Source organism: Halomonas sabkhae (genome assembly GCF_030409265.1).
GTDB lineage: Bacteria > Pseudomonadota > Gammaproteobacteria > Pseudomonadales > Halomonadaceae > Halomonas > Halomonas halmophila.
Genome location: NZ_JAUFPM010000002.1, coordinates 87,194 through 99,047 on the forward strand (window position 1 = coordinate 87,194; position 11,854 = coordinate 99,047).

The 11,854-nt window shown below is 60.9% G+C and carries 12 protein-coding genes; 7 read left to right on the forward strand and 5 right to left on the reverse strand.

Annotated elements, in window-relative coordinates:
- Positions 1-18: 18 nt before the first annotated feature.
- From argH to QWY79_RS01730, 7 genes are read left to right on the forward strand one after another with little or no spacing between them, the layout of a single operon-like run.
- Positions 19-1,422: an argininosuccinate lyase gene (gene argH / locus QWY79_RS01700; RefSeq protein ID WP_290269269.1), complete on the forward strand. Its 1,404-nt coding sequence runs from the start codon at positions 19-21 to the stop codon at positions 1,420-1,422.
- Positions 1,422-1,589: an LPS translocon maturation chaperone LptM gene (lptM, locus tag QWY79_RS15850; protein WP_290269271.1), complete on the forward strand. Its 168-nt coding sequence runs from the start codon at positions 1,422-1,424 to the stop codon at positions 1,587-1,589. The genes argH and lptM overlap by 1 nt, the downstream gene beginning before the upstream one ends.
- Before the next feature lie 2 nt (positions 1,590-1,591).
- A complete protein-coding gene (gene lysA / locus QWY79_RS01710) occupies positions 1,592-2,872 on the forward strand; it encodes a diaminopimelate decarboxylase (RefSeq protein WP_290269273.1) in 1,281 nt (426 codons plus the stop codon).
- Positions 2,872-3,705, forward strand: coding sequence for a diaminopimelate epimerase (gene dapF / locus QWY79_RS01715; protein WP_290269275.1), 834 nt, complete (start codon positions 2,872-2,874; stop codon positions 3,703-3,705). The genes lysA and dapF overlap by 1 nt, the downstream gene beginning before the upstream one ends.
- 37 nt (positions 3,706-3,742) lie before the next feature.
- Positions 3,743-4,459, forward strand: coding sequence for a DUF484 family protein (locus QWY79_RS01720; protein WP_290269277.1), 717 nt, complete (start codon positions 3,743-3,745; stop codon positions 4,457-4,459).
- Positions 4,460-4,463: 4 nt separating this feature from the next.
- Complete coding sequence (locus tag QWY79_RS01725) at positions 4,464-5,378, forward strand: tyrosine recombinase XerC (protein ID WP_290269279.1); 915 nt, start codon at positions 4,464-4,466, stop codon at positions 5,376-5,378.
- Complete coding sequence (locus QWY79_RS01730) at positions 5,375-6,142, forward strand: HAD family hydrolase (RefSeq protein ID WP_290269282.1); 768 nt, start codon at positions 5,375-5,377, stop codon at positions 6,140-6,142. Before QWY79_RS01725 ends, QWY79_RS01730 begins: the two co-directional genes overlap by 4 nt.
- 21 nt (positions 6,143-6,163) lie before the next feature.
- Here the strand turns inward: QWY79_RS01730 and QWY79_RS01735 are convergent, their stop codons facing one another.
- The 5 genes from QWY79_RS01735 to QWY79_RS01755 all read right to left on the reverse strand — a co-directional run.
- Positions 6,164-7,129, reverse strand: coding sequence for a M48 family metallopeptidase (locus tag QWY79_RS01735; RefSeq protein WP_290269284.1), 966 nt, complete (start codon positions 7,127-7,129; stop codon positions 6,164-6,166).
- Between the two features lie 167 nt (positions 7,130-7,296).
- Positions 7,297-8,496 (reverse strand): DUF898 family protein, encoded by a 1,200-nt coding sequence (locus tag QWY79_RS01740; protein ID WP_290269286.1) that lies wholly within the window; start codon positions 8,494-8,496, stop codon positions 7,297-7,299.
- 990 nt (positions 8,497-9,486) lie between these two features.
- Positions 9,487-9,756, reverse strand: coding sequence for a hypothetical protein (locus QWY79_RS01745; protein ID WP_290269288.1), 270 nt, complete (start codon positions 9,754-9,756; stop codon positions 9,487-9,489).
- A 305-nt stretch (positions 9,757-10,061) separates the two neighbouring features.
- Positions 10,062-10,397, reverse strand: coding sequence for a hypothetical protein (locus QWY79_RS01750; protein WP_290269290.1), 336 nt, complete (start codon positions 10,395-10,397; stop codon positions 10,062-10,064).
- Positions 10,398-10,850: 453 nt separating this feature from the next.
- Positions 10,851-11,854: RHS repeat-associated core domain-containing protein (locus tag QWY79_RS01755; protein ID WP_290269291.1), on the reverse strand; the 1,004-nt coding region annotated here is incomplete at its 5' end.

An 11,854-nucleotide genomic window follows, 5' to 3' on the forward strand; every position in this document is an offset into this window, starting at 1 on the left:
CAGCAGGATGTCAGCCCGATGAGCCACACCACCAATCAATCCTGGGGCGGCCGCTTCAGCGAGCCCACCGATGCCTTCGTCGCCCGCTTCACCGCCTCGGTCGATTTTGACCGCCAACTGGCCCTGCACGACATCCAGGGCTCGCGTGCCCACGCCACCATGCTGGCTCGCGTCGGCGTGCTCAGCGAGGACGAGCGCGACACCATCCTCGGCGGGCTGGATGACGTGGCGGCCGATATCGAGGCCGGCACCTTCGAATGGTCGGTAGAGCTCGAGGACGTGCACATGAACGTCGAGGCGAGCCTAACCGAGAAAATCGGCATCACCGGCAAGAAGCTGCACACCGGCCGCTCGCGCAACGACCAGGTTGCGACCGACATCCGCCTCTTCATGCGCGACGCGATCGATAATGTTGCCGCCGAACTGGCGCGCCTGCGCGAAGGCCTGATCGACCTTGCCGACCGCGAGGCCGAGACCATCATGCCCGGCTTCACCCACCTGCAGTCCGCCCAGCCGGTGACCTTCGGCCATCACCTGCTGGCCTGGCAGGAAATGCTGGCCCGCGATCACGAACGGCTGCTCGACTGCCGCCGCCGCGTCAATGTGCTGCCGCTGGGCGCCGCCGCCCTGGCCGGCACCACCTACCCCATCGACCGCCATGTGACCGCCGAGCTGCTGGGCTTCGAGCGCCCCGCCGAGAATAGCCTGGATGCCGTCAGCGACCGCGACTTCGCCATCGAATTCACCAGCTTCGCCAGCCTGCTGCTGATGCACCTGTCGCGCATGAGCGAGGAGCTGGTGCTGTGGACCAGCGCCCAGTTCGACTTCATCGACCTGCCGGACCGCTTCTGCACCGGCTCGTCGATCATGCCGCAGAAGAAGAACCCGGACGTGCCGGAACTGGTGCGCGGCAAGTCCGGCCGCGTCTACGGCCACCTGATGAGCCTGCTGACACTGATGAAGTCGCAGCCGCTGGCCTACAACAAGGACAACCAGGAAGACAAGGAGCCGCTGTTCGATACCGTCAGGACGGTGCAGGACTGCCTCAAGGCGTTCGCCGACATGGTGCCAGCCATCGAGGCCAAGTCGGCCAACATGTTCGAGGCGGCCCGCCAGGGCTTCTCCACGGCCACCGACCTGGCCGACTACCTGGTGCGCAAGGGCGTGGCCTTCCGCGATGCCCACGAGATCGTCGGCCAGTCCGTGGCCCACGGCCTGCGCGAGGGCCGCGACCTGTCGGAGATGAGCCTCGAGGAGCTGCAGCGCTTTTCCGACACCATCGAGCCGGATGTCTTCGAGGTGCTGACCCTGGAAGGCTCGGTGGCCGCCCGCAACCACATCGGCGGCACCGCCCCCGATCAGGTGCGTGCCGCTGCCCAGCGAGCGCGTGACGGCCTGGCCGCCTCGGGGAGCACGGGCTGATGGCACGACTCCTACCCCTTGCCCTGTTGATGATGCTTGCCCTGAGCGCCTGCGGCCAGAAGGGCCCCCTCTACATGCCCGAGGAACAGGCCGCCGGCGAGCACCAGCCGGACACCGCATCCGACGCAACCACGCCCGACGAGACCGCCGACGAAGAAGGCCGCTAGACATGGATCATTTCGAGTACCGCAACGGCGTGCTGCACGGCGAAGACGTCGACCTCGGCCAGGTCGCCGAGGCCTACGGCACGCCCTGCTACGTCTACTCGCGCGCGACCCTGACGCGCCACTTTCGTGCCTATACCGAAGCACTGGGCGGCCACCCGCACCTGATCTGCTACGCCATCAAGGCCAACTCCAACCTGGCCGTGCTCGACCTGCTGGCTCGCCTCGGCGCCGGCTTCGACATCGTCTCGGTGGGCGAGCTGGAGCGCGTGCTGGCCGCCGGTGGCGACCCGGCCAGGGTGGTCTTCTCCGGCGTCGCCAAGCAGGAAAACGAAATGGCCCGCGCCCTCGAGGTGGGCATCAAGTGCTTCAACGTCGAATCCCGCGCCGAGCTGGATCGCCTCAACGCCGTGGCCCGTGGCCTCGGCCGGGTGGCGCCGGTCTCGCTGCGCGTCAACCCGGATGTCGACGCTGGCACGCACCCCTATATTTCCACCGGCCTGAAGGACAACAAGTTCGGCATCCCGGTGGACGAGGCCTTCGAGGTCTACCAACATGCCGCCGGTCTGGAGCACGTCCAGGTCGCCGGCCTGGATTGCCACATCGGCTCCCAGCTGACCGAGGTCGCGCCCTTCCTGGACGCCCTGGATCGCCTGCTGACCCTGCTCGAGCGCCTTCGCGAGGTGGGCATCGAGGTGGATCACCTGGATCTCGGCGGCGGCCTGGGCGTGCCCTATCAGGACGAGAATCCCCCGCAGCCGTTCGACTATGCCAGCGCCCTGCTCGAGCGCCTGTCGCGCTGGCCGGGCAGCGAGCGCCTGACACTGCTGTTCGAGCCGGGCCGCTCGATCGCCGCCAATGCCGGCGTGATGCTGACCCGCGTGGAGTTCCTGAAGCCGGGCGAGACCCGCAACTTCGCCATCGTCGACGCCGCCATGAACGACCTGATCCGCCCCTCGCTGTATCAGGCCTGGCAGGCCATCCTGCCGGTGGATACCCGCCAGGCCCGCGACACCCGGACCTATGACGTGGTCGGCCCGGTGTGCGAGACCGGCGACTTCCTCGGCAAGGACCGCCAGCTGGCGATCGCCCCCGGCGACCTGCTGGCCGTACGCTCCGCCGGCGCCTACGGCTTCGTCATGGCCTCCAACTACAACAGCCGGCCCCGGCCACCCGAGGTGATGGTGGACGGCGAGCAGATGCACCTGGTGCGCCGCCGCGAACGCCTGGAGGAACTCTGGGCCGGCGAGGCGACGCTGCCAGCCGAGGGAGGAGACGCCAGCTGATGTTGCTGCAGTTCACCAAGATGCACGGCCTGGGCAACGACTTCATGGTGGTCGACCTGGTCACCCAGCGCGCCCGCCTGCGTGACGAGCAGATCCGCGAGCTGGCCGACCGGCGCTTCGGCATCGGCTTCGACCAGTTGCTGGTGGTCGAGCCGCCCCATGACCCGGACATGGATTTCCGCTACCGCATCTACAATGCCGATGGCAGCGAGGTGGAAAACTGCGGCAACGGCGCGCGCTGCTTCGCCCGCTTCGTGCTCGACCAGCGCCTGACCCACAAGCGCGAGGTTCGCGTCGAGACCGCCGGCGGACCGCTGACGCTGGTGGTTCAGGACGACGAACGAGTGCGCGTCGACATGGGCCGGCCGCGCTTCGAGCCTCGCGACGTGCCCTTCGAGGCCGACCGTGACCGCCTGCAGCATGATCTGGATGTCGATGGACAGCGCCTGCAGGTCGGCGTCGCCTCGCTGGGCAACCCGCACGCCGTGCTGCGTGTCGATGACATTCAGCGCGCGCCGGTGGCGACCCTGGGGCCGGCCATCGAGGCCCATGCGCGCTTTCCCAGGCGCGTGAACGCCGGCTTCATGCAGATGGTAACGCCCCACGAGATCCGCCTGCGGGTCCACGAGCGCGGCGCCGGCGAGACCCTGGCCTGCGGCACCGGCGCCTGTGCCGCCGTGGCCTGCGGCATTCGCCAGGGGCTGCTGGAAAGCCCGGTGACGGTGCACCTGCCCGGCGGGTCGCTGACGGTCGAGTGGCCGGACCCGGACGCCCACCTCGTCATGACCGGCCCTGCCGAGCGGGTCTATGAAGGGCGCGTGCCCATCAGTTGAACGCTATGCTGGAATTATCACTCAGGAGAGCCCCGCCATGACCCGAGCCGCCCCAGAGCCGCGCAAGACCCTGGACCCGGATGTGGTCGCCCAGTGGCTGGCCCGCCATCCCGACTTCTTCGTCGGCCGCGAGGGCCTGCTGCAACAGCTGCGCGTTCCCCACCCCGAGGCCCGCGGCGCCACCTCGCTGCTCGAGCGCCTGGTCGCCGACCTGCGCGGCCGCGCCGAACATGCCGAAGGCCGTCTCGAGCAACTGCTGGATTCCGCCCGCCACAACGAGACCCAGTACCGGCGCACCCGCGAACTCATCCTGGCGCTGCTCGAAGCCGAGGACACCGACGCCCTCGGCCAGGCCCTGGCCACCCAGCTCAACGAACATTTCCAGACGCCGGCCGTGGCGCTGTGGTGCTCGCCTGCCCTGACCGACGCCGAGCCCCAGCCGCCGCAACCACCGCGCCATGTGCTGGATGACCACACCGGCCAGCGTCTCGCTGCCCTGCTCGAGGATCGCTCCAGCCGCTGCGCGCGACTGACGCGCTCCGACTGGCAGCGTCTGCTGCCGCACGTCCCGGTCCCCGAGAAAAGCGGTTCCTGCGCCATCACGCGCCTCACGGTCGGCGAATCCTGGGGCTACATGGTGCTCGCCAGCCCGACCCAGGACCACTTCCGCGCCAGCATGGACACCCTGTTCACCGAGTACGTCGGCGACGTGGTGGCCAGGCGACTGGTCCAGCTCACGCCGGGGCACCGCTAGGCTCATGGCGGCAGCAGCGAACGTCTCGCAGGAAGTCGAGACCTTTATCGCCCAACTCGGCCAGCACCTCAGCCCGGCCACCGTGGAGGCCTATCAGCGCGACCTGACCGCCCTGCTGGACTTTCTCGATCACCACCGGATCGGTGATCCCGGTGCGCTGGATGCCGCCCTGATACGCCGCTTTCTCGGCGGCGAACGCAGCCGCGGACTGGCGCCGCGCAGCCTGGCAAGACGCCGCGCCGCCCTGTCGCGCTTCGCCGAACACCTGATGACCCAGGGCCACCTGGATCACAACCCGGTGGCGCTGGTGCGCACGCCGCGCGTGGCACGCGACCTGCCCCGCCCGGTGGATGTCGATGCCCTGGCACAGTTTCTCGACACACCGCATGACGGCTCGCCACTGGCCTGCCGTGATCAGGCCATGCTGGAACTCTTCTACTCCAGCGGCCTGCGGCTCGCCGAGCTGGCCGCCCTCGACCTGGACGACCTGCACGCCCAGCGCGTGCGCGTCCTCGGCAAGGGCCGCAAGCCCCGTCAGGTGCCCGTGGGCCGGCGTGCCGATCAGGCCCTGACCACCTGGCTCTCGCTGCGCAGCGCCCTGGCCGCCGAAGGCGAGCGCGCCCTCTTCGTCGGCGCCCGCGGCAATCGCCTGGGGCACCGCGCTATTCAGCAACGCCTGCGCCGGCTCGCCGTCACCCGCGGGCTCAGCGAGCACCTGCACCCGCATCGCCTGCGCCACTCCTTCGCCAGCCACCTGCTGGAGTCCAGCCAGGACCTGCGCGCCGTTCAGGAGCTGCTCGGCCATGCCAACCTCTCGACGACCCAGGTCTATACCCGACTCGACTGGCAGCACCTGGCCGCCGGCTATGATGCCGCCCACCCGCGCGCCCGACGCCGACGCGACAACGACGAATCATGATGCCAACCACACCCCGCCTGCGCGCCCTGACCTTCGACCTGGACGACACCCTCTGGGACAACCAGGGGGTCATGAGCCGCACCGAAGCGGGCCACTACGCCTGGCTCGACGACCAGCTGGCCGCCTGGCTGGCGCAACATCCCGGCGAGCACCGGCGCTTCTCCGATGTCATCTCCATCGAGCGCTACCAGGCCCACCGCCAGCAGCTCGCCCGCCAGAACCCACTGCGCCGCGGCGACTTTACCTGGATTCGCGAACGCGCCCTGGTCGAGCTGCTGGAAGCCTACGGCCTGTCACGCGCCTCGGCCTGGCTCTGGGCCGCGCTGACCATGCCGCGTTTTCATGCCTGGCGGCTGCAGGTCTCGCCCTACCCGGAAGTCGAACCGCTGCTGCAATCGCTGACACGCCAATATCGCCTGGCCGCCATCACCAACGGCAACCTGGCCTTCCACCGGCTGGACCTGTCGCGCCACTTCGAAGTGATCATCGCCGCCGGCGAGATGCCCGCACCCAAGCCGGACGCCCGGCCCTTCCTGGCGACACTCGGCCGCCTCGGCGCCAGGCCCGCCGAAGCCCTGCACGTGGGCGACTCCTGGAAGGAAGACGTGCTGCCCGCCATCCGCCTCGGCATGCACGCCGCCTGGATCGCCCCGCACGCCGAGCCCGACCCCACGCTGCCCGAAGGCGTACACCAACTGAGCCATGTGCGCGAGTTACCGGCACTGCTGGAACGCCTGGAGGGGCAAGCCGCCCACAACGGTTGACGGCGGAGGGAAGAGCGAGGCCTATTCCAACGCCTCGGCACCCTCTTCACACATCGCTTGCAAGGCCTGCCACTCTGACGGCGTCAGCACCTTCCTGGTCTCCCCCTGATGGGCCGCAACCCGGCTGGCACGCGATGCACGCTGCTCGACCCCGGGATGTGTCGACAGCACACCCGGAACGGCTGACTCGCTGCTATCTTCCGCCGTTCGCTGTGCGAAGAAGTGTTCGAACCCCGCGACATCAACATTCGCCGCGCTCAGCATCTCCAGCGCGAAACGGTCGGCCCGAGCCTCGGCATCACGGCTGTAGGACGCCGACAGCATGTGCTCGCCAAGCAGGGCAATGCCTGAATAATCGCCGAAGACCATGAACAGCAGGCCCGCCGAGCCGATGGACCTCAGTGCATGCCGTGTCGGGTCGCGATGCTCCACATGACCAATTTCATGGGCCAGCCCCCCCGCCACTTCCTCAGGCGTTGCCGCGCTTTCCAGCAAGCCCTCCATGACAATCACCTGTCCGCCGGGCGCTGCGAAAGCATTGACCATGGAATGGTTGAAGACCCGGATATCAATCTCGTACTCCAGAGCGCGGCCGGCGGTCAGCCTTTCGAGCAGGGTATCCAGGGAGGCTCGCCCTTCCGCTGACGTGCAGGCCTGCAAGTCGGTCTCCGAATCTTCCAGGGCGGATATCATCTGGCGAGTCACCGCCTGACCGAACGCGACCTCGCGTTCAATGGGAATCACTCTGGACAGGGTGTCCGCCATCCCCGGCAGGATGACAAACAGCATCAGCAAGATGGCGGCCAAGGCACCGGCTCCCCAGATGCCGACACGCAGCCAGACCCCCTTGTGGACATCACGCTTGAAGAGCTCGGGCCGGGTGTTGCGCAACCACTGGATGAAATCCGGCTCATCCACGACGAGACGAGCCAGATCTCTGGGGGCGGCGTCACGCCCTCCTCGCGAGTCGTAACGCGTCAGGGTCAATCGCGCAGGATCAGCCGAGTCGCAAACCGCACGCAGGTCCTCAAGCTCCCACTCCACAGGGGTAGAAAGAGATTCTGCGCGGATCTCCAGCGACCTCTCGTCCCGGGACAGGGACACCCAGGCATCATGCCGCCAGGATGTCTCACCGTCGAAAAACTGCCCCCTCATCAAATGGCGCCACCCACATCCAGCGCCTCGGCAAACCCTTCGTTATCCGTCTCCCCGGCAGCCTGGCGCTGCTGAATATGGTGCAGCCTCTCCGGATGGCGGATGCTGAACGTGTTCATGAGGTGAGCGAATTTGGGCTGCGTCAGCATCACCATCGTCAGGGAGTTCACCAGCACGAACAACAGGATATAACCCAGGACAGTACCTACAGCCAAAATGCCCGGACTGTTGAGGGCAGATTCCACCCCCAAAAACACCGCGTCCAGGACAAAAGCCAATACTACCAACAGCAGGCCAATCCCTAAGTATGTCTGGACGTACAGGCGCAGAATTTCACCCGTACGTGCCTCTGATTGAAACTCGACTTCACCACCCAGTACCTTGTGACTGGTCAAGTAGGCAAAACTGCGAACCCGGTAGTAAAGCCACCCGATCGTCATCCAGAAACCACCCAACAGCCACGTCATCAACGACAACTGGGTCTGCCCCACCAGGCCCAGCAGGCCACCCAGCAGGAAGATCAAAGCGGCAATCATCATGTGCTTCATGGCCGGGTACAAATGGGTCCAACGCCCTCGCTGCTCGAGGCGCGTATCACCATAGTAGCTACGCTCGGCCATGTACTGCTCAAGCTTGAAGGTGAACAGGGGCATCAGCAGGCCCAGAGAAAGAAGATTCAGCAAGCCATAACCGATGGCACGGGCCACATAACCCCATGCGCCCTTGTCCATGCCAAGGCGTATGCCACGCCACCGAGTGCGCGACATCATGTAGCGGCGGCGTTGATAAAACGCATAAGCCATCAGGGGTATGACGGCGAAGACGTTGAGATAGAACACCCCAGCGTAACCCGCGAGGGCCGCCGGACCCGAAGTGGGAGTATAACCAAAGGCGGAAAGCCCAAAGTAGAACAACACCATCTGCATGATGCCGAGGTAAACCGCCAGGACAACGACCGCCACCAGAAAGCCCAGAAACTTCTCCAAGCCTGTGCCAGTGTATTCAAGAGCATCCTCATTGGCACTGGTGGAGGACCAGAGATACTGACGAACCCGGGTCGTTTGCCAGAAGCGATATATCCCCAATGTAATAACGGTCAGCAACCCCGTCTTGAACATCAGTGAGAACAGGCGGTTGGTGTCCAGGTGATGCTTTACCTCCAGGTCAGAGGCTTCGAGTGTGGCGTCTTGAGCTTCCATGCTATAGAAATCCATCGAAGGTTTAATAAGTGGCTGGGTCTTTCGGAGAGAAATATACCTGCGCTGCAGCGAATCATAAAGAGGAAAAAAACATTTGTGAACGGCCTCTGGAAAAGCCACGTCGAGAAAAATGGATTACACAGAGGAGGGTTAAAATCTTACATGAAACTAGGAAAATTTTGATTGGCAGATTCTCGCAGGGTTGGTGCGGTTAAGTGGTTATTCAATATTAATAGCGCATTAAAATCCCTAGCCACTGATTGGGCGATAGACCTCGCTGCAGAGGCGGTCAAACGATAGGTAAGCACTCAGCGGCAGTAATTCGTACTTAATCTGCCATACATATACCAGAGCTTGGCTTAACTCTCCCTGCTTGAAAAATAGGCGCATCCCAGTGTAAGAGATATAAAAATATGGTTAATCGAAGCCATGGATTTTACTAACGGAACCGATACGTAATAACCTCCTACAACCCCTTCAACAACCCATAGAAGCATGCTAAAAAGCAGAACATTCCGAAAAAACAAATAATTAAAAAACATCCCCACGACACCCAGCAGCTCAAGACAAATGTTTATTATAATTAAATTTCTGAGGCCTTCATAATTAAACAATGAGAAGTAACCCTGCCATTCAAGCAGTTCAACATGCTTTTCCGGCATATAGCTAGCCATATTATAAGAAAAGTAATTGAACAACAAAGTGCTCGCTAGAGAAGCAAGCAGCAAAGATTTAAAAAACACACTCCCAGCCATGATATCCCCCTTTAACTATTTTTCGCAGAAAAATTCAGCATTTAAAATAACCCCTTCAGAATTCAGAGATCGATAAGCCACTTCGAGATCAGAAACCAGAGACTTATCTAACTTATCCTCGTAATCTAACAAGATATTTCGCTTCTCATTATAAGCCATTTTGGACAAAAAAGGTTCCAATAAAGCCATGTTTGATATAAAAACCAACAAAAAAACAAGGATTACTACAACTACGTTAAGAGCCTTCATACCCCCACCTTCCTTCTTCTCGCTCCTGGGCTTTATCAAGCTCATTTTCTATTAGCTTTTTTGCAGAATCCGGCCTGTTTGGCAGCAGACCCTTTATCTCTCTACATATTTCTTCACGCCTATTTTCATCACTCTCCTCAATTCCTTTTCTATACTCATCAAGAAACCCCTCTTCACTAAAAGCTGTTGAGAAATACAGCAACCCGCTTGATAGAATTAGCGCTACCAACGACGGATAAAAAATAATTTTTATCATCCTTGCGATAACCTCCTATTTGTGTCGTTCTCTATAAAGCTGATATTTGTGCGGGCGAACCACACTCTTGGGACAGATCAAACCTTCTGGCATATCACCTGGAACTGGTGGGTAGGGTTACATTCCCCATCATCGCGCCATATTCTGGACTGAATACACAGCCTCGCAAAGCACTGGTCTGGCACAAGCCACTGGAAGTTTACGCCGAGGTTCTCAAGAAATCGGTCGCTGGTCCGAGCACTTTTCAATAGCGTTTCGCTTGGAACTTGAGATCGCCAACTCTATTTTCTGACATTTACCCAAAATCAGACAAACCCTAGAGCATGGCGACTTTCCCACAGCACAAGGGAAAACATAATTAGCAACAAAACAATGTAAGCCACAAAAAACCAAAGCATGAAAGCACCCAGATTCGAGACTTCACTATCTCCTAACCCTCTCCACTCCTTCTTGAACAAAAACTTAATTAGCTTAATGGTTTCCGACATATCGTTATCACGAAACAGCTTGGGGCTTCCCATCTCTTTATATTTTTCCGGAAATCTTTTCTTTAAGGCTTCAAACAGTCGGAGGCACATAACAAACCATGCCGCGGCCATAACCGCCAACCCTGCAAAACACACCAACATAACTTCTTGCATGTCAAACCCCATTTTTCCATAGTCTATAGCAACTTCTCAATTACTTACCGAACCCTTTATGGCAAGGAATGCAAAAGCTAATACCAGAAAAGAAATATAAGAAAGATAAATATACATGACAATTAGATAAAGGCGAACGAAAAATAGAATATCTACATCAAGATCATCATTCCACCTTGTTATCGAAAGCATATTTTTTTGTATCCAGGTTTTGCTTGATCACCAAAAAAATCTCCATAAGATAGACCCTTTCTTTTAAAGCTATACCTCATCCCCCAATATGAGGCGGACACCAGGATCAGCAAAAAATAAAAAACATTGACTACCATAATACATCGCCTCTCTTTTCTTACGGAGTACAATCCAAAATTTGAACTTCCACCTGGAGTCCTGATACAGCTGCGACGCCAGCTCGAACGCTCTTACTATTAACAGCGCCTTCAACGCTACCAGTCAGTCCGTCCCAGTTGACAAAGTCGCTTCTCCCCCTGCCAAACTGTAACCACCAACAATGGAAGCGAAGCCACGAACATCCATACGGCCATGGCCAGACGGTCGACCTATATTCGCACTTTCTCCCACTGAAGCTGACATGGCGGCGCCCCCACCAGCTCCAATTCCAAAAATGGTGGAAACCCCATCAGCGGATGCTTTAACTGTGCCCTTGACGGCAACTCCCTTTCCCCCCGCAGCAGTTAACATAACCTCTTTATCGCCTAAATGGCTCAAAGCAGGACACATAGATTGCAAAGGATTCCTAGGTGCTGTGGGTGTGCCATTTGCTCCGCTTGCCGCAGCCCTTTCCGCTGGACCAATAGCCCGACTCATATTATCGAGCCCAGACGTATTGAATAACCCTCGAGGATCCACCATTCCCGTCGGGTTGGTGACGTAGCCATACAGGTCCAGCCCGCCGTGCAGCCCGATCGGGTCCTGGGTGAGGTAGCGCCCGATGTCGGGGTCGTAGTAGCGGTGGCGGTTGTAGTAGAGGCCGCTTTCGTCGTCGTGCCATTGGCCCTGGAAGCGGATGGATTGCGTTGTGGTGCCGCGTTGGTCTTTTACCGCTGCCCAGTCGTCGGGCTGGGCGTGCCAGCGCGGTGTGCCGTCGGGCCCGAGCAGTTGCAGCGGGGTGCCCAGGGCGTCGGTAACGTAGGCGCTGAGCTGGGTGTCGTCGCTGTCGGTGCGTTGGTCAATTCTGACCATGGGTACGAAGCTGCCCGGCTCATAGATCACGGTGGTGCGCTGGGTGTCGCGTTCTTCGCTGACGAGGCGGTCGCCGTCCCAGCCGTAGCGGGTGGTGGCGGTGCTGCCATCGGGGTGGTGCACGGTCTTGTGAAGGCGCCGCCCCAGGGCGTCGTAGGCGTAATGGGCCCGGGTGGTCTGGCTCTCGGGCGTGGTGCGGGTGAGCTGCACCAGGCGGTTGGCGCCGTCGTAGCCCAGCGTGAGTTGGCTGCCGT

Coding starts and splice junctions, on each gene's coding strand:
- lysA (WP_290269273.1), top strand. CDS start 1,592: ATGGATCATTTCGAGTACCGCAACGGCGTGCTGCACGGCGAAGACGTC.
- QWY79_RS01750 (WP_290269290.1), bottom strand. CDS start 10,397: ATGCAAGAAGTTATGTTGGTGTGTTTTGCAGGGTTGGCGGTTATGGCC.
- dapF (WP_290269275.1), top strand. CDS start 2,872: ATGTTGCTGCAGTTCACCAAGATGCACGGCCTGGGCAACGACTTCATG.
- QWY79_RS01725 (WP_290269279.1), top strand. CDS start 4,464: ATGGCGGCAGCAGCGAACGTCTCGCAGGAAGTCGAGACCTTTATCGCC.
- QWY79_RS01745 (WP_290269288.1), bottom strand. CDS start 9,756: ATGATAAAAATTATTTTTTATCCGTCGTTGGTAGCGCTAATTCTATCA.
- QWY79_RS01720 (WP_290269277.1), top strand. CDS start 3,743: ATGACCCGAGCCGCCCCAGAGCCGCGCAAGACCCTGGACCCGGATGTG.
- QWY79_RS01740 (WP_290269286.1), bottom strand. CDS start 8,496: ATGGAAGCTCAAGACGCCACACTCGAAGCCTCTGACCTGGAGGTAAAG.
- lptM (WP_290269271.1), top strand. CDS start 1,422: ATGGCACGACTCCTACCCCTTGCCCTGTTGATGATGCTTGCCCTGAGC.
- QWY79_RS01730 (WP_290269282.1), top strand. CDS start 5,375: ATGATGCCAACCACACCCCGCCTGCGCGCCCTGACCTTCGACCTGGAC.
- argH (WP_290269269.1), top strand. CDS start 19: ATGAGCCACACCACCAATCAATCCTGGGGCGGCCGCTTCAGCGAGCCC.